Below are 20,356 nucleotides of genomic sequence, written 5' to 3' on the forward strand. Positions count from 1 at the left end.
ATGGGTCGGCGTCGAACATTTTAGGGATTTCACATGTCAGTAGAAAAAATTAATACTGTGATTGTTGGCGCAGGTCAGGCAGGTATTGCGATGAGTGAGCATCTGTCGTTAATGGGCGTGCCACATGTGGTGTTAGAACGCAGCCGTATTGCCGAACGCTGGCGTTCAGAGCGCTGGGATTCATTGGTGGCTAATGGCCCAGCCTGGCACGATCGTTTTCCTTCGATGAAATTCGATAATATTTCTCAGGAAGCGTTTCCGCCGAAAGAGCGCATGGCGCAATATTTCGAAGATTACGTAAAAATGCTTAATGCGCCAGTGCGTACCGGCGTGGACGTGCATTTGGTGGAACGTCTACCGGGGCGCAGCGGCTTTAAAGTGGTGACCTCGGCTGGGGAATTTGAAGCCGACAATGTGGTGGCGGCAACCGGTCCATTCCAGAAGCCGTCTTTCCCGCAGATCGTGCCGGAGAGCGCCGCGCTGCATCAAATCCATTCCTCAGCGTATAAGAATCCCCAGCAATTACCGCAAGGCGGCGTGCTGGTGGTTGGCGCGGGCGCTTCCGGCACACAAATCGCTGAAGAACTGCGTAAATCGGGTCGCGAAGTGACGTTATCGGTTGGCGAACATTATCGTCCGCCGCGTTCGTATCGCGATCGTGATTACTGCTGGTGGTTAGGCGCGCTCGGCTTGTGGGATGAAGTGAAAATTAAGCCGAAGAAAGAGCATGTGGCGTTTGCCGTAAGCGGTTATGAAGGCGGCAAAACGGTTGATTTCCGACGTCTGGCGCACATGGGCATTACGCTGGTTGGCATTACCCAAACTTATAACAATGGCGTGCTGAGTTTTGCCGACGGTTTGGTGGAGAATATTGCTGAAGGTGACAAAGCCTATTTCGACGTACTGCGTGATGCTGATGCTTATATTGAACGCAATGGCTTAGATCTGCCGCCAGAGCCACAAGCGTGGGATTTGTTACCTGATCCAGAATGCTTAATTAATCCCCTGTCTGAATTGGATCTGCGTGCTGCGGGTATTACTTCAATTATTTGGGCCACCGGCTTTAAATTCGATTTTAGCTGGCTGCAAGTGGATGCCTTTGATGAAAAAGGTTTCCCATTCCATAAGCGCGGTATTTCAGCCGAGCGTGGCATCTATTTCCTTGGCTTGCCGAATCTGGTGAATCGCGCGTCGTCGTTTATTTATGGCGTATGGCATGATGCGAAATATATTGCCGACCATGTGGTATTGCAAAACGCGTATACCGATTACAAAAAATAATCGTTGGGTCACCATTTATGGTGACCGTTTTAATATTGTTGGAAAACGGTCTATGGCAATTACCTGCATCGAAGAATTACGCCAATTAGCGCGTAAACGCGTACCAAAAATGTTTTATGACTACGTGGATGCCGGTTCATGGACGGAATCCAGCTATCGCGCCAATGAAGCCGATTTACGGCGTATCGAATTCCGCCAGCGCGTGGCGGTGGATATTTCACAGCGCAGCACCGCCAGTAGCATGGTCGGGCAATCAGTGGCGATGCCGATGGCAATTGCGCCCACCGGATTAACCGGCATGGTGCATGCTGACGGTGAGATCCATGCCGCGCGCGCGGCGAAAAAGTTTGGCATTCCGTTTACGCTCTCCACTATGAGTATTTGCTCGCTGGAAACGGTGGCGCAGGCCACGCAACAGCATCCGTTTTGGTTTCAGCTGTACGTGATGCGCGATCGGCAATTCGTCGCCAATTTAATTGAACGCGCCAAAGCTGCCAACTGTAGCGCGTTAGTGGTAACCATGGATTTGCAGGTATTTGGTCAGCGGCATAAAGACATCAAAAATGGCTTATCCACGCCGCCGAAAATGACGCTGCGCAACATGCTAAATATCGCCAGCAAACCGCGCTGGTGTCGTTCGATGTTGGCGACCAAAAATCGCAATTTTGGCAATATCATTGGCCATGCCAGCGGCGTCGATAGCATTGATGCCATGATGGAGTGGACACAGCAGCAGTTCGATCCCTGTCTTTCGTGGCAGGACGTTGAGTGGATTAAACAGCGTTGGGGCGGAAAGCTGATCGTCAAAGGCATTATGGATGCCGAAGATGCGCGCCTGGCGGTGGAAGCGGGCGCCGATGCGCTGATCGTCTCCAATCACGGCGGTCGTCAGTTGGATGGCGTTTCATCCTCGATTTCGATGTTGCCGGAAATTGTCGCAGCGGTGAACAAGCAAGCAGAAGTGCATTTCGACGGCGGGATTCGTTCCGGTCAGGATGTGCTGAAAGCGGTGGCGCTCGGTGCGCAAGGCACCTATATAGGCCGTAGCATGTTGTACGGCCTGGGCGCGATGGGTGAAGAGGGCGTAACCACCGCGCTGAATATCATTCGCAATGAGTTTGACCTATCAATGGCGTTCTGCGGCAAAACCGCTGTGACGTCGATTGGGCCGGATATTCTGCGGATGTAAGGCGGTCACCATCAATGGCGACCCTAGGATGTGCATATCTGGGGTTGCGGCTTTTTGCTGCCCAAGGTAATCACGAAACTCAGCACCGTAAACACCGTCATAATCCCCACCATAATCCACGGCGTGCCGTTATTCAGCCACGCCAGCAGTAGCGATGAAATAATCCCGCTACCGTATTGCAGCGATCCAATCAGCGCCGAGGCCGATCCGGTCGCATTGGGCACCGCATCCAATGCGGCAGCGGTGGCGGAAGCGGCGATAATGCCATTCATCGAGAAGAAGATGAAAATACAGGCCACCAATAATGCGATGCTGCGGGGATTGAGGTCTAACGTCAGACACATCAACAAGGTCATCAACGCCGCGATGAACGACGCCGCTTTCAACAAGGTTTCCAGTTTGATGTTCTGCACCAAACGTTTATTGATGGTGCTGATGGTCACCAATCCGACGATATTCACCGCAAACAGCCAACCGTAATGCTGCGGATCGATGCCGAAGTAGCTGATATATACCGCCGGTGAACCAACAATAAAAGCGTAAGCCGCCACGTAATAGAAGGTGACGCATAAGGTAAAGCGCATAAAGCTTTGATTCTTAAGCAGCGTACGGTAATTGCCAAACGCATGACCTAACGAGGTTTTCACCCGCTTCTCTGGCGGCAAGGTTTCAGGCAGCAGCGTTAACGCCACAAACATCAGCGCGCCAACGACGGCCAAAAACCAGAAAATCATCGGCCAATGAGAAAAGCGGATGATCTGCCCGCCGAGCAATGGCCCGGCAATCGGCGCAATCGCCATCACAATAATCAGTGTTGAAAGCATCTGCGCGGCGCGGGTGCGCGCAAACAGGTCGCGAATCATCGCGCGGGCCAACATCGGTCCAGTGCAGGCACCCGCCGCTTGCACTACGCGCCAGATCACGATCTGCACCATATCTGTCGAAAGCGCGCAACCGGCCGATCCAATAGCAAAGACAATCATGCCGATATACAGCGGTTTCTTGCGCCCCAGTTGATCGCTGATCGGTCCCCAAACCAGCTGCGCAATGGCAAAACCAATCAGAAAACCAGTAACGGTGAGTTCAGAATTGCCGTGCAACGCCGCCGACATCGCAGGCATCGCCGGTAAATAGATATCGGTGGAAAGCGAGGTAAACGCCATTAAGGCGCTCAAAATGACGATGAAAATAATGCCGGTTTTAACGTCGGGCGGATGCTTGGCTGCTTGGGTGTCCATGGGATCTCGGGGGGCTGGTGTTATTGATGGTTCATTTTACCAAACACCATTTAAAGCATTAATGGCCTTAATCCGCTAGAACCTATGAATCGAAATCATAATTAAAGCGGCTGCGGTGATCCTACTCATCTAAAGGTTGGCTTTGGTAGCCTTTATAGTTCTGATGAATAAGAGGATCGTCCAAACTGCCATAGCAAATGGCCTCTTTATCCAGACCATCAAGCCCTTTTATTCCACCAATAATTGTCGGCCACTGATCTCGATGATCAATATTGATGATGTAGGGTTGCAAATAGCTATCCAAATGCCCCTTTGACGGCTCGCGGATTTCGTCACTGAGTGCCGCAAGATAACCATCTTTAGTGGTGCGAGACCAATCAATTGAGAAACCTGCGCGGTAACTTAACTCCATGAAAACCAGCAATAATGTGCGTCCATTGCCATCAAGGAAGGGATGTGCAAATGCAAGTTGACCCAACACAGCACCGGGCTGTTTGCAAAAGCGTTCAACGTTCAATGCCATCTTAAGCGCATAGTCCACAGCTAGCTGAATTGAGTGCGGATATTCGAACACGGTGAAATAGGGATCGTCGCGAGAGCCTTTGAATACCGCTAAATGCGGCGTTAACTGATTTCTATCTTTTCCTGCCCACGGATAGAAATCAGAAAACAAGATTTCATGAACTTTAAGAACAGTGGCGTAGCTGATTTGATCCTGAGAAGCTAAAAAAGCCAGCGCATCTTCAACACTTAATTCAAATGAGAGATGTTCTGACTCTTTAACTTCTGTGGGATCTTTTAATTTAAGCGTATTTTGCAAATAGCCAGCAGTGGCGAAGTCGTTGAAAGGATCAAAACTCATGCGCTGAAATTCTGCTTCTGCTGTCTTTTTTCCTGCAAGTAGCTGCCCTGTAGTTGCAAGGTCTCAGCTTTGGTCAGGACGCCTTTTTTCTTCAGGTTCACCAGTAATTGCTCGATAGTATCGAGTTCTACGATGTCACCCGCCAAACGAGTAATCGCCACAGCCATGCGGCTCATGCCGTCACGCTCAGCGGTCACTTGATGCGCTTTTGCAAGGCTACGCACGTGATTGGCAACACTTAACGATGCGGTTTTAGCCATATCATTACCCCCTAAAAGAGCTGTAATTTTAGCATGGCGCTGGGTGGATGTCGTCTGACGATGATGGTCTATTTAGGCACAAAAAAAGCCGGACAGTGTCCGGCTTCTCATTGCGAGGCGTGAATTACAGCGCCATATCCTGCTTGCCTGATTCTGCGCGCGGTTTCGCTTGCGTCGGGGCCGCAGTTTGGTCTGGCATGGTGATCACTGGCGGTTTGGTCAGTTGCAGCGCGGCTGCGGTGTTATCCCAAACCTGCTGCGTCAGCGCGGTGTTGCCATTCAGCTTCTGGCCGAAGCTTGGCACTATAGCGCGGATCTTCTGCTGCCACTCGGGCGAAGCGAACTGCTCTGGGAACAGCTTCTTCATCACGTCGAGGGTGATTGGCGCAGCAGTGGAAGCGCCAGGTGAAGCACCCAGCAGCGCAGCCAGGGTTTTCTGCTGATCGGTCACAATTTCGGTGCCCAGTTTCAGCAAGCCGCCTTTTTCCGCATCTTTCTTGATGATCTGTACGCGTTGACCAGCCTGAATCAGTTTCCAGTCTTCTTTACGCGCGTTTGGATAGTACTCTTTCAGCGCGGCAAAGCGGTCATCGTCATTCAGCATTACCTGACCAATCAGGTATTTCACCAGATCAAAGTTATCGATACCAACATGCGTCATCGGCATGATGTTGCTGGTGGTGGTTGCGCTCAGCAGATCAAACAGTGAACCGTTTTTCAGGTACTTGGTCGAGAAGGTCGCGAACGGCCCAAACAGCACCACTTTCTTACCATCAAGGTAACGTGAATCGATATGCGGAACCGACATCGGCGGTGCACCTACCGAAGCCTGACCGTAAACTTTTTCCAGGTGACGGTTAGCGATTTCTGGGTTTTCGGTCATCAGGAATGAACCACCAACCGGGAAGCCGCCGTAGTTGTCAGCTTCTGGAATACCGGTTTTCTGCAACAGCTTGATCGCACCGCCGCCCGCACCGATAAACACGTATTTAGCATCGACTGCACGCATGTCGCCGCTTTTCACATCTTTAATTGTAACGTGCCACGAATTGTCGCCGTTGCGTTTGAAATCAGTGACTTCAGCAGAGGTTTCTAATTTGAAGTTCTGATCTTTTTTCAGGCTGCCGATCAACTGACGGGTGATTTCACCGTAGTTAACGTCGGTGCCAACGGGCGTCCAGGTAGCGGCCACTTTCTGATTCGGATCACGACCTTCCATCACCAGCGGTGCCCATTGCTGGATCTGCTGATGATCGGTAGAGAATTTCATGCCCTGGAACAGGGTGGTTTTCTGCAATGCATCATAACGCTTGGTCAGGTACTCGACGTTTTTGTCGCCCCAAACAAAGCTCATATGTGGAGTGGAGTTGATGAACGAGTGCGGATCGTGCAATACGCCGCGCTGCACTTGTGCCGTCCAGAACTGACGTGAAATCATAAAGGATTCGTTGATTTCCAGCGCTTTGCTAACGTCGATTGAACCGTCTGCACGCTCTGGCGTGTAGTTCAGCTCCATGTTAGCAGAGTGACCGGTACCGGCGTTGTTCCAGCCGTTAGACGATTCCAGCGCTACGCCGTCCAGCTTCTCAACCATCAGCTGTTTCCAGCCTGGTTGCAGCTCTTGCAGCCATGTGCCCAGCGAGGCGCTCATGATGCCGCCGCCAATTAGCAGAACGTCAGTTTTTTCCGGTGCGTTTTCAGCATGAACCGCTGAAGAAACAAGTAGCGCTGCCAGCGAAAGGGCAGACACGATCTTTTTGGTGTGAGTCATTCCAGTCCTACTTATTGTGCTTTTGCAGGTGAACGTTAAAAATTCGGTTTGCACATTAAGAGATTGTTACGAAGTTATTAACTTGTTTTTAGTTAATTAAGTATTGGTGTTAGTTAATTAACTTACATAAAAGTAAATCGGTGAAAATATAGACGAAAGGGGAAATAATTCGGGGATAAACCGCTTGTGGAATGCGGTTATTATTTATAACCGCAGCCCTTATTTAGGTCAAATTAATTCACGCACGTGCACGAATATTGCGCTTTATCGACATGGCATATCCGGCTAATGCACAAGCCGCAATCACCCAGGGAATCCATTTCACCACGCTGGAATCGCTGCCGCTCAAGGATTGCAGATTGTTGACCACCAAAATAATCGTCACGCTCATGCACACCATCGATAATAACGGCGACCAAAACACCACAAAGCGCCTGTCGTCGGTGCGTACGCGGCGGAAAAATAACACCACCGCCGCTGATACGCCCAGTTGCAGAATCAGGATGCACAATGTCGCCACCGCCGATCCAATGGCGAAAATATGCACCATCGGATCCAATCCTGCGCCGCCCATACCCGCCAGCAACATCAGCATAATCACGCTGTGAACGTGGCTGGCATTATGCGGCGTGCCGTTGGTGGGATGGGTTTTGCATAACTCTTTCCAAATCAAACCATCACGGCTAATGCTAAAGATGTAGCGCGAAATGTTGTTATGAAACGCCAGCGTGGCGGCAAACAAGCTGGTGATCAGCAATACCGACATGGTGTTCACCGCCCACTCACCAACATATTCGCGCGTAATATTGAAGACGAAATTACCGGGATCTTTGCTGGCAATCGCCACAATCTGATCAAAACCATAAGCCTGCACCAATGACCAACTGGTAAAGCAGAAGAAACCGGTGATCAGCAGCAGGGCAACGATGGTGGCGCGCGGCACGGTTTTATGTGGATCGCGGCACTCCTCGGCATAAATGGCGGTGGATTCGAAACCAATAAAGGCGGCGATCGTGAAGATAAACGCGATGCCAAGATTGCCCTGCATAAATACCGTAGGTTCAAATGACTGGAAGCTGTACGGGCCGACTTTTTTCACCAACAACATTACGTCGGTGAGCAACACAATCGCCACTTCCGCCAGCATTAATATGCCCAATAATTTCCCGCCGACTTCGACGCGTTTAATGCTTAATATCCACACAATCAACACGAATAACATGCTCAATGCCCACCATGGAATATGCGTGGCGAGATGTTGTTCGAGAAATAATTGGGTAAAAAAGCCTAACATCGCGACGATGGCAATTTGAATCGACACATACGCCATTAAGGCTAATACCGAGGCGGAAGCGCCCCAGTTTTCCCCCAATCCTTTGGAGATATAAGTATAAAACGCGCCCGCATTATTGACGTGTCGGCTCATGGCAATAAAGCCGACGGCAAATAACATCAAAATAACGCAGGAGAGAATATAGAACACCGGAATACCGCCGCCGTTGCCAGAGATAATCGCCACTGGCAATCCACCCACCACGCCGGTCAGCGGCGAGGCCGCTGCGACAACGAAAAAGACCAGAGAAAACACACCCAACGTATTTTTGCGCAAGCCGGATTCATTATTCATCGCCAATGCCTCTATCAGCAGAGAGAAAATCTCAGGCAGTCTGCGCCGCCTGATGCAGGTCAACTGGCTGCATCATTTCTCAGCGCCAACCTCGACGGATAGAAAAAATCGGACAACCGCACAGTGCAGCGCTGCACCGTTTTAGGGCTTTATTGGAAACGCAGACGCTGAAAATAATCATCATGCGCGATGCGGCGTTGGTAATCGCACGGCGTGGTGCTAACAAACTTTTTAAACTCGCGCAGGAAATGCGATTGATCGCTAAAACCAAGATCAAACGCCAGATCGCTAAATGACAAATCCTGCTGGGCGTGAATGCTATTCAATGCCGATTGGCAGCGCAAAATGCGGCTAAAGGCTTTCGGCGACATGCCGGTATCCTGGCGAAACTGGCGCTGGATAGTGCGGCAGGTATAGCCACTCAAGGTTTCCAGCTGATCAACGCGAATGTTGCCGTTTTGCTGGCGCATCGCGCGGATAATCAGCGAGGTCAGTGCCGAGGCTTTGCGCACCAGGCGCGGGGTGAAATAGGTGTTGAACAGGGCGATTTGGCGAGTGAAATCGCGCGCTTGCACAATGTGTTCGAACGCCAGGCGCGCATCAGGCACCACATCTAAGAAGCTAAATTCATGGTCGGGAATCTCTTCCGCCATCACATCGAGAAAGTCGGGGATGATGCCTGGCGCAAAACGCACGCCGAAGTAGTGATGGCTGTGCTGCATATCCGCGCCGCGCGCTTCCAGCGTGGTGCCGCAGACGCGCGCGCTGGGATGCTGTGGATCGCAATCAAACACGATATCCACGCAGCCATCGGGGATTGCCAGCGTCATGCCCGCCGTTTGCGCCACGTCAAAGCTGTAGAAATGCGAAATCGCCGGATTTTCCGAGGCGATCATCGAGTAATGTTGCGCGGCATTTAGCACGAACCACGGCTGTTCGGGCTGGAATCCGTGGTGACGATAAACAGGCAACTGAGTCATGGCGCGCTCCGTTCGGGCAAGGATGTTGCCAGAGATGATGCAAAGCGCGTGCCTGATTCGGTTTAGCTCAATTCAGCATGTTGCCCATCCATACATTGCGCGATAAATCGCGCCGCTACGGTCTGTGCCTGTATTTCATTCAAGTTTCAATCAACGCACGAAATTGTAGCGGCGCGATTTATCGCGTTCTGTTGACCTCCATCCATGTCGCAAATATTCAATACAGCCTGCTTGCCTGCACGTTATTTCTAACGCTCACCACTGATTGCAGAGGCATTGAAAATGACGGATTCAACGCGGATAGATTTTATTTACCTGTCTGAGCAAGACATGATTCGGGCAGGCGTAACCGATATGGCGGCCTGCGTCGATACCATGGAGGAGATGTTTGGCTTGCTGTATCACGGCGACTATCGCATGGCGGGCGCGAATAACGATTCTCACGGCGCGATGGTCAGTTTTCCGGAAAATTCACCGTTTGCCAGCATGCCTAAACCCACCGCCGATCGCCGCATGATGGCGATGCCGGCCTATCTTGGCGGCAACTTCTGCACCGCAGGCGTGAAGTGGTACGGCTCGAATATCGCCAATCGCGAAAAAGGCCTGCCGCGCTCGATTCTGATGTTCACGCTCAGCGATGCCGACACCGGCGCGCCGCTGGCGCATATGTCGGCTAACTTGCTCTCTGCTTATCGTACGGGCGCGGTGCCGGGCGTGGGTGCACGTCATTTAGCGCGTAAAGATTCCCGTGTGATTGGCTTACTGGGACCGGGTGTGATGGGCAAAACTGCGGTGGCGGCCTTTATTGCGGTGTGCCCGCTGATTGACACCATCAAAGTGAAAGGTCGCGGCCAGCGCAGCCTGGATAATTTCCTCACCTGGGTACAAGAGACCTATCCGCAAATTAAGCGTGTCGAAATCGTTGATACGCTGGAAGCGGTGGTGCGCGACAGTGACATTGTCACTTATTGCAGCTCTGGCGAAGTGGGCGATCCGGCCACTTATCCGCTGGTCAAACGGGAATGGGTCAAGCCGGGCGCGTTTCTCGCCATGCCAGCGCTGTGCAACATCGACGCGGGAATGGAGCAATCTGACGTGCGCAAAGTGCTGGATAACACCGGTTTGTATCACGCGTGGTTTGAGGAAGTGCCTAAGCCCGCACATCGCTGTATCCCAATTATTGGCGTGCGATTTATGGATATGGTGGCTGCTGGGCAACTCGACGCCACGCAGTTGGAGGACATCGGCAAGATTGTTGTCGGTGAAGCGCCCGGACGCCAAAACGATGAGGAGATCATCATCATGTCGGTGGGCGGCATGCCGGTAGAGGATGTGGCGTGGGGAACGGTGCTGTATCGCAATGCGCTGGCGCGCGATATCGGAGTGAAACTTAACCTGTGGGAAACCCCGGCTTTAAGCTGATTAATTGAGAGAAGGAACAGCAACATGACGCAGATCATCAAACTGAAAACCGGTTCGATTTTCGAAGAAAAAGCCAGTTATTCGCGCATTGTGGCGGTGGATAACTGGATTTACGTTTCCAATACCGCCGGGCGTAACCCGCACACCAAACAGATTCCTGAGGATGTCAGCGAACAAACTTTGCAGGTATTCGCCAACATCGAAGCAGCGCTGGCAGCGATTGATGCCAGCTTGCAAGACGTGGTGTGTTCACGGGTGTTTATCCAGAACCCCGATGATGTGCCAACGGTGATGGCGATCATCGGCGAGAAGTTTCGTGGCGTGAATCCCGCCTCAACGGTGACCTGTCCGCCGCTCGGTTCCACTGTTTACAAAGTCGAGTTGGAAGTCACCGCCTATCGCGGTGCCAGCAAAGCCAATGTTCAAGAGATCACGGTTGCCCTGTAAGGGCGGGAGACGCGCTATGGCACCGGTTATCACGCCCGTTGTAACTTCACAGCAGCTGCCAACGTCCTGTACGGTGGTGATTATTGGCGGCGGTATTGTCGGCTTAACCGCCGCGTTAACGCTGGCGGAGCGCAATATTCCGGTGGTGGTGCTGGAAAAAGGGCGCATCGCGGGCGAACAATCATCACGTAATTTGGGTTGGATTCGTAAAACCAGCCGCGCGGCGGAGGATATTCCTTTGGCGCAAGCCGCCGACCGTTTGTGGGCCGGGATGGCGGCGCGCGTCGGCAGCGATGTGGGTTATCGCCAGGCGGGCATTATGTTCATTGCCCGCAACGAGGCGCAGATGGCGCTGCATGAAAAATGGCTGGAGGCGGTGAAACACGTTGGCCTGGATACTTGCTTGCTGCATCACGCGGATATTGTTGATCAGGTACCAGGCGGCGTGGGCAAATGGGCGGGCGGTATTTTTACCGCTTCGGATGGTCGCGCCGAACCGACGCTGGCGGCCAGCGCCATTGCCAAAGCGGCGATGGCGAAAGGCGCGATAATCATTGAGCACTGTGCGGTGCGCAGTTTATCCACCAGCAATGGCAAAGTCAGTGGCGTAGTGACGGAGAACGGCGAGATTAGTTGCGATCAGGTGCTATTGGCGGCGGGGGCCTGGTCGCGGCGCTTCCTCGGCAATCTGGGCATCAATTTGCCGACGCTGCCGCTGATCTGCTCGGTAATGCGCACCCAACCGCTGGATGGGCCAAGTAACATTGCGGTGGGCGCACCGGATTTCTCGTTCCGTAAACATCAGGATGGCGGTTTTATCATTACTCAGCGCGGCGCGTTGGATGCACCGTTAACCTGGGATCATCTGTTATTGGGGCCGCGTTATCTGCCGCAACTGCGTCATGCGCGCGATAATTTGCGCATCTCGCTGGGCAAATATTTCCTCAAGGATTTGGCGTTGGCGCGTCGTTGGCGCAGCGATAGCCGCACGCCGTTTGAGCGGGTGCGTACGCTTGATCCGCAGGTCAATCCGGCGTTGAATCAGGAAGCGATGCGCAATCTGTGTGCTGCGTGGCCAGCATTTCAGCAAGCAAAAATGGCGCAAGCCTGGGCTGGCGTGATCGATGTGACGCCGGATTCCAATCCGGTGATTGGACCGGTGGCGGCATTGCCGGGATTGACGCTAGCAACCGGTTTTTCCGGCCACGGCTTCGGAACCTCGCCCGCAGCAGGACAATTAGCGGCTGATTTAGTCACTGGCAATACGCCGCTGATCGATCCTGCGCCGTATCGGTTCGAGCGGCTGAATTGATTACGCTGCACACTTCATAAACCATCACTGCACGAACCGTGTTGATTGCCCGCGCGAAAGTTGTATTACCCTAAGCTCTCTAATGACTTTCTCTTTATCGCGTGGGCAACGGCATGGCTAATAAAACACTGTATGAAAAGCTGATCGATCAGCATATGGTCCGTAAGTTAGATGACGAAGGGCACGTACTGCTCTACATCGATCGCTCGATCCTCAATGAATACACCAGCCCGCAAGCGTTTAGCGGCCTACGCGATCACCAGCGTGCGGTGCGTCATCCCGCCAACATTTTGCTCAATGTCGATCACGTTAACCCAACGCGACCCGAACGCGATAACGACATGACCGATGCGGGCGGCCAGTTGCAGGTCGATTACTTCCGCGAAAACGCCGCGCATTTCGGTATCGAATTGTTCGACGTGCTCGATCCGCGCCAAGGCATCGAACATGTGGTGGCACACGAACAAGGCTTAGTGATGCCCGGCATGGTGATTGCCGCAGGCGACAGCCATACCACCACTTACGGCGCATTTGGTGCGCTAGGATTTGGTATCGGCACCTCGGAAATCGAACATCTGTTAGCGACGCAAACGCTGATTTATCGCCGCCTGAAAAGCATGCTGGTGACGGTGAACGGCGAGCTGCCGTTTGGTTGCTCGGCTAAAGACATCATCATGGCGCTGATCGAAAAAATTGGCGCATCGGGCGCGACCGGTTTTGCGATTGAATTTGCTGGCGAGGCTATTTCTGCGCTGAGCATGGAAGGGCGTATGACGCTGTGCAACATGGCGGTGGAAGCGGGTGCGCGCGGGGCGATCATCGCGCCGGATGAGAAAGTGTTTGCCTATATTGCTGATAAACCACAAATGCCAACTGGCGAGTTGTGGCAACAGGCGCTTGCCGAATGGCGCACTTTGCGTAGCGATGATGATGCCGTTTTTGACGCGCGCATCACGATTGATTGCAGCGACCTCGAACCCAAAGTCACGTGGGGTATCAGCCCGGATCAGGCCAGCGCGATAACCGCCTGCGTGCCCGATCCGGCGCAGGAGAAGGATGCGGTTAAGCAGCAAGCGCTGAAAACCGCGTTGAAATATATGGGACTGGAACCCGGCACGCCGCTGGCTAAAATCGCCATCACACATGCTTTTATTGGCTCCTGCACCAACGGGCGCATTGAGGATTTACGTGCTGCCGCTGCGATTCTCGACGGACACAAAATCGCGCCTCAGGTGCGCGGCATTATCGTGCCGGGATCAACGCAGGTGCGCATGCAGGCGGAAGCCGAAGGATTAGCGGCCATCTTCGTCAATGCCGGTTTTGAGTGGCGTCAATCGGGCTGCTCGATGTGCCTGGCGATGAATGAAGATGTGTTAGCCCCTGGCGATCGTTGTGCTTCCGGCACCAACCGCAATTTCCCTGGCCGACAAGGTGCCGGTGCGCGTACTCATTTGATGAGTCCGGCGATGGTTGCCGCCGCCGCGATTGCCGGCCATCTGGTTGATGTCCGCCGCTTTATGACAGCAGAGGTTTGATATGCAAGCATTTAACAACATCACTGGCACGCTCGCGCCGTTGCCGGCTGCCAATATTGATACCGATGTGATCATGCCGAAGCAGTTCCTGAAAGGCATTGATCGTCAGGGTTTGGATCGCGGTGTGTTTTTCGATCTGCGCTTCTTAGCTGACGGTAGCCCAAATCCTGATTTCATCCTCAACCAGGCTGGCTGGGAAAATGCCGCATTCTTGCTGGTGGGCGCCAATTTTGGCTGCGGCTCCAGCCGTGAACATGCGGTTTGGGGACTGAACCAACTGGGAATTCGTGCCATTATCGGCACCAGCTTCGCCGGTATTTTTGACGACAACTGTCAACGCAACGGCGTGCTGACGTTGACCTTAAGCGAAGAGGATTATCAGCGTTTGGTGGCGGTAGCCAATGATCCCGCGAGCAACCGCATCACCGTGTCGCTGGAACAACAAACCATTCTCTTCAATGATCAGCGCATGCCATTTTCAGTCAGCGCGTTGAAACGCGAGATGTTATTGGGCGGCGGCAGCGCGGTGGATTGGACGCTGCAATATGAAAGCGATATCAGCCAATTTGAAGCGCAACATTTCGCGCAACGTCCGTGGCTCAAACGCGCCAACATCATCAGGGAAGCCGAGCATGAGTGAGATTACGCCTCGCGGGGAATCACCGTTTATTGCAGGCTTTAGCCTCAGCGATGTGCGTTTGTCGAACGGCACAACGCTGCGCGTAGCGATGGGCGGCGAGGGCGCGCCGCTGTTATTGCTGCACGGGCATCCACAAAACCATTTAGCCTGGCGAAAAATCGCACCCACGTTGGCGCAGAAATATCGCGTGATCTTGCCGGATCTGCGCGGTTACGGTGACAGCGATAAACCCGCCAGTGATGCATCGCATCGCCCTTATTCCAAACGCGTGATGGCGGAAGATATCAGTTTGCTGATTGAGGCGCTGGGATTGGAGCGCGTGGCGTTTGTTGGACACGATCGCGGCGCGCGCGTTGGGCATCGGCTGGCGCTCGATCACCCCGAAAAAGTCTCCTGCTGCGTGTTTGTCGACATTGCTCCCACCGCCACCATGTATGCGCGCACCAATAAAGAATTCGCCACCCGTTATTTCTGGTGGTTTTTCCTGATTCAGCCTTATCCGCTACCGGAAACCATGATCGGCCACGATCCGGCTTTATTCCTGCGTAAGCATATTGATGGCCAATTAAAAACGCCCGGCGCGACTGAGAATGAAATCTTTAATGACTATCTGCGCTGTTATCAAAATCCACAGATGATTCATGCGGTGTGCGAGGATTATCGCGCGGCGGCCACCATTGATTTAGATGACGATGCGCAAGACAGTGAAAAACGTATTGAAGCGCCGCTGCTGCTGTTATGGGGCGCAAAAGGCACCGTCGGCCAGTTATATAACGTGGTGGAAACCTGGCAGGATAAAGCGCGCGATGTGCAAGGATACGCATTACCTTGCGGTCATTCCCCACATGAAGAAGTGCCAGAACTGTTTTTAAGCCAGCTACAACCGTTCCTGGATTCTGTGTTATAACCGGCTAAATTTGCTTAACACAGTGATGTTATGAAGATATTGCTTGCCGGGAAGAGTTATCAAAAACCGTTACAGGGCTGGCCATCAGTGGAAGATCTGTATGTGTTTATTAGCGTGGCGCGTTATGAAGGATTTGGTCGCGCCGCCGCTGAACTCGGTCAGTCGCCTTCATATATCAGCAAACGTATCGCCATTCTGGAAAAACTGCTGGAAACCCGGCTGTTTTTTCGTACCAATCGCGTGATGCGCCTGACGCCCGAAGGTGAAAAGGCGTTAGAAGGCGCACTGCACGTGGTGCACGAAATGGATGCTTTCCTGCATAACTTTCAGCAGTGGCGCGGCGAATTAACCGGCGATCTCACCGTGGCTTGTTCATTTGGTTTCGGTCAGGATTACTTATCCGATGCGATTGCCGAATTTATGACGCTACATCCGTCGTTGAATATCAAACTGATGCTGAGCGATCGCGATATTGACCTGCTGCAATCGGGCATTGATGTGGATATTCGCGTCGGCGATGATGTTAATCACTCCTACATCGCCAGAAAACTGGCAGCGAATCGGCGCATTTTATGTGCTTCGGCACATTATTTAGCGCAATCTCCCGCGCTGAAAAAGTTGGATGACCTGATTGATCACAGCTGTTTAATCATTAATGAAAATAACAATCCGTTTGGTCATTGGGCGTTGAGCAATGGCGAACAAGAAATCGTTTGTCGCTTAAATAGCCATTATTCATCCAATAGCGGCAAAGTTATTTTAAATTGGGCCTTAAAATCACACGGCATTGCATTACGTTCTGCCTGGGACGTTGCACCGTATTTGAGTGAAAATAAATTGGTGCATGTTTTACCCGAATGGTATCAGGAAGCCAATGTGTGGGCGGTTTATACTCAACGCGCTTCGGAATCGCCACGAATTAAAGTGTTTATTGATTTTCTTGCCGACTATTTTGCAGAAAAAAGCCTGCCTATGATGAAGGGCAGGCTATAAATTTAAGTAGAACGAAAGTCGACATTAGCCATAAGCCACTTTGCTATTGATATGATACAACGTGGCGGTGGCTGCCATTACGTGCTGGCCATCGTGTGCCGGTTCGTGCGATTCCACTTCAGTAATGTGATAGCCGACAGCGCCTGCGGCTTGCGCTTTTTGCACAAAAGCATCATTCAACTCTTCCATTGAGGTGGCCCAGCTTACCGACGTAAATCCGACCGGATGAATAGAGGATATTTCGCGATGGGTTAAATCAGCACGAATTAAAACCGGTTTAACAGATTGCGGTGTAAAGATTGAGATAACGTCATTAATTAATTGTTTCATGTTCTTACTCCTCGAAAATAATCTCAGCCAACGGCTAAAGCTGCGTGTCTTTCAAATGTTGGTGAACTTTTTAGCAAACCCTAAATTGCGCACGGCAACTAATGATTGCCGGTGAAACTAATAAACACCTTTTGAGGTTAAGCGTTTTAGCTAAAATTGCTAATTAGTTGTTAAGAAAGATTCAGCCACAACTCATTCAAACTTCCGCGAATATTTTTTCATCTGCTTACATTTGGCAGAGTTAAACGGTCACCATTTATGGTGACCGAATAAATTAAAACTCGCGCTGTCCGCCCAACTCGATTACCCGATTCGGTGGGATATTGAATTGTTCATGGGCGCGCAGGGCATTGCGCTGACAGAAATGGAAAATCCCGCCAATCACGCGTTTCAAACCTTTGCGCTTCTTCATCACCAGCGTGTCATGCGAAGTAAAGAAAGAGGCTTCATTAATGGTGCAGCCAAACCCTTCTAAGCCGCAAAGGTAGAGAATTTCCGCCATTGATGGCGTTTCGCGCCAGCCATATTCGGCGGTGACTTGCCAGAATGACGGCGATATCTGCGTAATGCTGAGGCGTTTCTGGTTGTAGACGCGCGGAATATCGCTGGTGCGGATATGCAGCAGTACTACGCGTTTGTGCAACACGCGATTGTGTTTGAGGTTATGCAGCAGCGCCTGCGGAATCTCGTGCTGTTTACGCGCCAGGAAAATCGCTGTACCCGGCACGCGGCTCGGTGGATTGGTTTCCAATGATTTCACCAGCGCTTGCAGGCTTTCCGGATCGTTATTCAGGCGACGAATCAGGCGATTACGCTCGCTGCTCCAGATCAGCATTAAGCCCATCATGCTCAGCGCTAGCAACACTGGCACCCAACCACCGGACAGCAACTTCATCAGGTTGGCGCTGAACAGCGGGATATCAATGCTCAACATGCACAGCAGGAAAATAACCGCCAGTGGCAATGGCCATTTCCAGTTGCGCAGCGCGACAACGCCCGCCAGACAAGCGGTGATCACCATGGTGCCGGTTACCACAATGCCGTAAGCGGAAGAGAGCGCCGAGGACTGGCGGAAGGCCAACACGATCACGGTCACCGCGACAAATAGCAGCCAGTTCACCACTGGAATATAGATCTGGCCGGATTCGGTATGTGAGGTAAAGATGATGCGCATCGGCGGCAAGAATCCCTGACGAATCGCCTGATGCGTAAGCGTGTAGACGCCGCTAATCACCGATTGCGCGGCGATCACCGTTGCCAACGTGGACAGTACAATCAGCGGAATCTGTCCCCATGCTGGCGCGAGATTGAAGAATGGATTATTCAGCGCCTGCGGATCGGCAATCACCAAGGCGCCCTGGCCGAAGTAGTTCAGCACCAATGCGGGCATGGCGATCACCAGCCACGCCATGCGAATCGGCGTTTTGCCTAAATGTCCCATATCGGCGTACAGCGCTTCCGCGCCGGTTACGGCCAGCACCACCATGCCGAGCGCGGCAAATGCCAGCGCTTCGTGGCTAAGCAAAAACGTCAGCGCATAGCGGGGATTGAGGGCATACAGCACTTCAGGATTTTGCATGATGCCACGTATGCCGAGTAACGCAATCGACACGAACCAGATGAACATCACCGGCCCAAACACTTTGCTGACCTTTTCCGTACCGTGTTTTTGGATGACAAACAGCAGCGTCAGAATCACCACCGCCAGTGGCACCACGTATTTACCCAACTCCGGCGATACCACTTCGATGCCTTCAATCGCCGACAACACCGAAATCGCCGGCGTAATTACGCCATCGCCGTAGAAAAACGCACCGCCAATCAGCCCGGCCAGCACAATGATATGTGCGGCTTTCGGACCAACGTGTTGGCGTGCCAGTGACATCAAGGTTAAGACGCCGCCTTCGCCGTCATGGTCGGCGCGCATCACGAAACAGACGTATTTCAGCGTCACGATCAGCGTTAACGCCCAGAAAATCAGCGACAGAAATCCCATCACCGCGGTGGTCGAAAGGGTGCCATCCGGCAAAATGGAGAGACATTCTTTGAGGGTGTAAAGCGGGCTGGTGCCGATATCGCCAAACACAATGCCCGCCGCCGCCAACATACCGGCGGGTAACGACTGTTTTTCGTTGTGACTCATAGATTTCCTGTGATCATCAGGGTTGCTGCTTATAGGCGCGAACATACCTGTAAACGCACAAAACGCATAGAGGACGGCGAATTAATAGACAGCATTTTTACGCCAATCACTGAAATTTTTACGCCATTTTTATATCGCTGCTCATTTTATCTTCTGAGCATAGTCGATGAATCAAACAGCCAATGATGAGGAGATTATGCGAGGAGTCACAGAACGGCATGAAAGCCGCGCAACGGAATGTGCGCGGCGTTTTGCGGTAAATTACCAGCCTTTAATAATATCGCCTTTGTAGATCTCATTGGCTTTATTCAGCACTTCTGGCGACTGGAAGGCTTGTTTCAGCTTCTGTACATTGGCGCTGTCTTTATTATCTTCACGCGCCACGATGGCATTAACGTATGGCGAGGCTTTGCCTTCCATAAACATGCCGTCGCGCGAGGCGGAAAGATTGACCAACGCGGCAAAGTTATTATTGATGATCGAAATATAGACCTGCGGATCGTCGAGCGTGCGTGCCAATTGTGGCGTGTCCACTTCAACAATTTTTAATTTCTTCGGATTGTCGGTGATATCCAATGTGGTCGGTAGTAGACCCGCTTCTGGTTTCACTTTGATCAAACCTTGCGCTTGTAATAACAGCAAGCTGCGACCCAGCGTGGTGGCTTCATTCGAAATGGTCACGGTAGCGCCATCGGGCAGATCTTTCAGCGATTTAATTTTGCGTGAATAACCGGCGATGGGGAAAACAAAGGTGTTGGTTACCACGGCGAAATGGTAGCCGCGCTCTTTGGTTTGCATTTCCAGATACGGCAGGCTTTGGAAAGCATTGGCATCGACGTCTTTATTAAACAGCGCTTCGTTCGGCTGCACGTAATCATTGAAGGCAATAACATCGACATCCAACTTATATTTGTCGTGCGCAACCTGCTTAACCGTTTCCCACAGCGCCTGATCAGGACCAGTGTTAATCGCGACTTTAATCTGGTTTTCATTGTCTTTATTGCAACCGCTGAGTAAGGCAACAGAAGCGGCAAGCAGCGAGGTCAGTAAAATTTTCTTCATGGCGCAGATTCCTATTTTGCGTAGGATTCGGACTATAGTGGATATCTAGACGTCTGTACATCCATCTTCGGCGCGTTTGCTGCTTATTCACTCAGCGCGAAAATTGCGCGCATCATAGCAATAAGTAATTAATTGCCGTAATTGACATGTTGATGCCCTGATATATCCATAACGAAACAGTGTAGCGATGGGAAACTAATTAACTCCCAGAATAGGCTTGGGTGAACTGAGAACGATCTCAAACAGCAGGTTCTATGAGGATTTCAGGAGGTGTCGATGAAGAAAAACAGAATTTTTCTATTACAATAAGATTACAAAAACTGCATTGTGTAATCGTTTACTTATAAGCTAGTCTGT

Annotated in this window: 18 protein-coding genes; 9 read left to right on the plus strand and 9 right to left on the minus strand. The window is 51.9% G+C overall.

Annotated features, from left to right (window positions below; all coding sequences use genetic code 11):
* The first annotated feature begins 33 nt into the window (after positions 1–33).
* Both ABDW13_RS04265 and ABDW13_RS04270 read left to right on the plus strand, forming a co-directional pair.
* Positions 34–1,281: an NAD(P)/FAD-dependent oxidoreductase gene (locus tag ABDW13_RS04265; protein WP_343551172.1), complete on the plus strand. Its 1,248-nt coding sequence runs from the start codon at positions 34–36 to the stop codon at positions 1,279–1,281.
* Between the two features lie 52 nt (positions 1,282–1,333).
* The gene (locus ABDW13_RS04270; RefSeq protein ID WP_343551173.1) at positions 1,334–2,470 is read left to right on the plus strand and encodes an alpha-hydroxy acid oxidase; all 1,137 of its coding nucleotides are present in this window, start codon (positions 1,334–1,336) and stop codon (positions 2,468–2,470) included.
* A 23-nt stretch (positions 2,471–2,493) separates the two neighbouring features.
* Here the strand turns inward: ABDW13_RS04270 and ABDW13_RS04275 are convergent, their stop codons facing one another.
* The 6 genes from ABDW13_RS04275 to ABDW13_RS04300 form a co-directional block, all read right to left on the minus strand.
* Positions 2,494–3,708, minus strand: coding sequence for a multidrug effflux MFS transporter (locus ABDW13_RS04275; RefSeq protein ID WP_343551174.1), 1,215 nt, complete (start codon positions 3,706–3,708; stop codon positions 2,494–2,496).
* A 121-nt stretch (positions 3,709–3,829) separates the two neighbouring features.
* Complete coding sequence (locus tag ABDW13_RS04280; protein WP_343551175.1) at positions 3,830–4,570, minus strand: Fic family protein; 741 nt, start codon at positions 4,568–4,570, stop codon at positions 3,830–3,832.
* Positions 4,567–4,830: a hypothetical protein gene (locus tag ABDW13_RS04285; RefSeq protein WP_343551176.1), complete on the minus strand. Its 264-nt coding sequence runs from the start codon at positions 4,828–4,830 to the stop codon at positions 4,567–4,569. The genes ABDW13_RS04280 and ABDW13_RS04285 overlap by 4 nt, the downstream gene beginning before the upstream one ends.
* Before the next feature lie 124 nt (positions 4,831–4,954).
* Positions 4,955–6,601: a malate dehydrogenase (quinone) gene (gene mqo / locus ABDW13_RS04290; RefSeq protein ID WP_343551177.1), complete on the minus strand. Its 1,647-nt coding sequence runs from the start codon at positions 6,599–6,601 to the stop codon at positions 4,955–4,957.
* A gap of 238 nt (positions 6,602–6,839) precedes the next feature.
* Positions 6,840–8,228, minus strand: a complete 1,389-nt coding sequence (locus ABDW13_RS04295; RefSeq protein ID WP_343551178.1) for an APC family permease — start codon at positions 8,226–8,228, stop codon at positions 6,840–6,842.
* Between the two features lie 149 nt (positions 8,229–8,377).
* Positions 8,378–9,208, minus strand: coding sequence for a helix-turn-helix domain-containing protein (locus ABDW13_RS04300; protein WP_343551179.1), 831 nt, complete (start codon positions 9,206–9,208; stop codon positions 8,378–8,380).
* A gap of 282 nt (positions 9,209–9,490) precedes the next feature.
* On the opposite strand from ABDW13_RS04300, the gene ABDW13_RS04305 reads away from it, so the two are divergent.
* The 7 genes from ABDW13_RS04305 to ABDW13_RS04335 all read left to right on the plus strand — a co-directional run bounded on the left by ABDW13_RS04305 (position 9,491) and on the right by ABDW13_RS04335 (position 16,464).
* Positions 9,491–10,630 carry a tyramine oxidase subunit B gene (locus tag ABDW13_RS04305; RefSeq protein ID WP_343551180.1) on the plus strand — a complete coding sequence of 380 codons (1,140 nt, stop codon included), beginning with the start codon at positions 9,491–9,493 and terminating at the stop codon, positions 10,628–10,630.
* A gap of 24 nt (positions 10,631–10,654) precedes the next feature.
* A complete protein-coding gene (locus ABDW13_RS04310; RefSeq protein WP_343551181.1) occupies positions 10,655–11,077 on the plus strand; it encodes a RidA family protein in 423 nt (140 codons plus the stop codon).
* A gap of 16 nt (positions 11,078–11,093) precedes the next feature.
* The gene (locus ABDW13_RS04315; RefSeq protein ID WP_343551182.1) at positions 11,094–12,389 is read left to right on the plus strand and encodes an FAD-binding oxidoreductase; all 1,296 of its coding nucleotides are present in this window, start codon (positions 11,094–11,096) and stop codon (positions 12,387–12,389) included.
* A gap of 113 nt (positions 12,390–12,502) precedes the next feature.
* Complete coding sequence (gene leuC / locus ABDW13_RS04320) at positions 12,503–13,924, plus strand: 3-isopropylmalate dehydratase large subunit (RefSeq protein WP_343551183.1); 1,422 nt, start codon at positions 12,503–12,505, stop codon at positions 13,922–13,924.
* A gap of 1 nt (position 13,925) precedes the next feature.
* Positions 13,926–14,564 (plus strand): 3-isopropylmalate dehydratase small subunit, encoded by a 639-nt coding sequence (gene leuD, locus ABDW13_RS04325; RefSeq protein WP_343551184.1) that lies wholly within the window; start codon positions 13,926–13,928, stop codon positions 14,562–14,564.
* Complete coding sequence (locus tag ABDW13_RS04330) at positions 14,557–15,471, plus strand: alpha/beta hydrolase (protein ID WP_343551185.1); 915 nt, start codon at positions 14,557–14,559, stop codon at positions 15,469–15,471. Before leuD ends, ABDW13_RS04330 begins: the two co-directional genes overlap by 8 nt.
* 30 nt (positions 15,472–15,501) lie before the next feature.
* Positions 15,502–16,464 carry a LysR substrate-binding domain-containing protein gene (locus ABDW13_RS04335; RefSeq protein WP_343551186.1) on the plus strand — a complete coding sequence of 321 codons (963 nt, stop codon included), beginning with the start codon at positions 15,502–15,504 and terminating at the stop codon, positions 16,462–16,464.
* Between the two features lie 24 nt (positions 16,465–16,488).
* On the opposite strand, the gene ABDW13_RS04340 is transcribed toward ABDW13_RS04335, so the two are convergent.
* From ABDW13_RS04340 to ABDW13_RS04350, 3 genes are all read right to left on the minus strand, one after another.
* Positions 16,489–16,794: a DUF1471 domain-containing protein gene (locus tag ABDW13_RS04340; protein WP_343551187.1), complete on the minus strand. Its 306-nt coding sequence runs from the start codon at positions 16,792–16,794 to the stop codon at positions 16,489–16,491.
* Positions 16,795–17,068: 274 nt separating this feature from the next.
* Positions 17,069–18,937: a low affinity potassium transporter Kup gene (kup, locus tag ABDW13_RS04345; protein WP_343551188.1), complete on the minus strand. Its 1,869-nt coding sequence runs from the start codon at positions 18,935–18,937 to the stop codon at positions 17,069–17,071.
* A 261-nt stretch (positions 18,938–19,198) separates the two neighbouring features.
* The gene (locus ABDW13_RS04350; protein WP_343551189.1) at positions 19,199–19,999 is read right to left on the minus strand and encodes a MetQ/NlpA family lipoprotein; all 801 of its coding nucleotides are present in this window, start codon (positions 19,997–19,999) and stop codon (positions 19,199–19,201) included.
* Positions 20,000–20,356 lie beyond the last annotated feature (357 nt).

The organism is Pantoea sp. (genome assembly GCF_039594315.1).
Classification (GTDB): Bacteria; Pseudomonadota; Gammaproteobacteria; order Enterobacterales; family Enterobacteriaceae; genus Pantoea.

Bases quoted from the DNA above. Each gene is read 5' to 3' on its own strand.
- ABDW13_RS04265 (WP_343551172.1), top strand. From the start codon at position 34: ATGTCAGTAGAAAAAATTAATACTGTGATTGTTGGCGCAGGTCAGGCA.
- ABDW13_RS04270 (WP_343551173.1), top strand. From the start codon at position 1,334: ATGGCAATTACCTGCATCGAAGAATTACGCCAATTAGCGCGTAAACGC.
- ABDW13_RS04275 (WP_343551174.1), bottom strand. From the start codon at position 3,708: ATGGACACCCAAGCAGCCAAGCATCCGCCCGACGTTAAAACCGGCATT.
- ABDW13_RS04280 (WP_343551175.1), bottom strand. From the start codon at position 4,570: ATGAGTTTTGATCCTTTCAACGACTTCGCCACTGCTGGCTATTTGCAA.
- ABDW13_RS04285 (WP_343551176.1), bottom strand. From the start codon at position 4,830: ATGGCTAAAACCGCATCGTTAAGTGTTGCCAATCACGTGCGTAGCCTT.
- mqo (WP_343551177.1), bottom strand. From the start codon at position 6,601: ATGACTCACACCAAAAAGATCGTGTCTGCCCTTTCGCTGGCAGCGCTA.
- ABDW13_RS04295 (WP_343551178.1), bottom strand. From the start codon at position 8,228: ATGAATAATGAATCCGGCTTGCGCAAAAATACGTTGGGTGTGTTTTCT.
- ABDW13_RS04300 (WP_343551179.1), bottom strand. From the start codon at position 9,208: ATGACTCAGTTGCCTGTTTATCGTCACCACGGATTCCAGCCCGAACAG.
- ABDW13_RS04305 (WP_343551180.1), top strand. From the start codon at position 9,491: ATGACGGATTCAACGCGGATAGATTTTATTTACCTGTCTGAGCAAGAC.
- ABDW13_RS04310 (WP_343551181.1), top strand. From the start codon at position 10,655: ATGACGCAGATCATCAAACTGAAAACCGGTTCGATTTTCGAAGAAAAA.
- ABDW13_RS04315 (WP_343551182.1), top strand. From the start codon at position 11,094: ATGGCACCGGTTATCACGCCCGTTGTAACTTCACAGCAGCTGCCAACG.
- leuC (WP_343551183.1), top strand. From the start codon at position 12,503: ATGGCTAATAAAACACTGTATGAAAAGCTGATCGATCAGCATATGGTC.
- leuD (WP_343551184.1), top strand. From the start codon at position 13,926: ATGCAAGCATTTAACAACATCACTGGCACGCTCGCGCCGTTGCCGGCT.
- ABDW13_RS04330 (WP_343551185.1), top strand. From the start codon at position 14,557: ATGAGTGAGATTACGCCTCGCGGGGAATCACCGTTTATTGCAGGCTTT.
- ABDW13_RS04335 (WP_343551186.1), top strand. From the start codon at position 15,502: ATGAAGATATTGCTTGCCGGGAAGAGTTATCAAAAACCGTTACAGGGC.
- ABDW13_RS04340 (WP_343551187.1), bottom strand. From the start codon at position 16,794: ATGAAACAATTAATTAATGACGTTATCTCAATCTTTACACCGCAATCT.
- kup (WP_343551188.1), bottom strand. From the start codon at position 18,937: ATGAGTCACAACGAAAAACAGTCGTTACCCGCCGGTATGTTGGCGGCG.
- ABDW13_RS04350 (WP_343551189.1), bottom strand. From the start codon at position 19,999: ATGAAGAAAATTTTACTGACCTCGCTGCTTGCCGCTTCTGTTGCCTTA.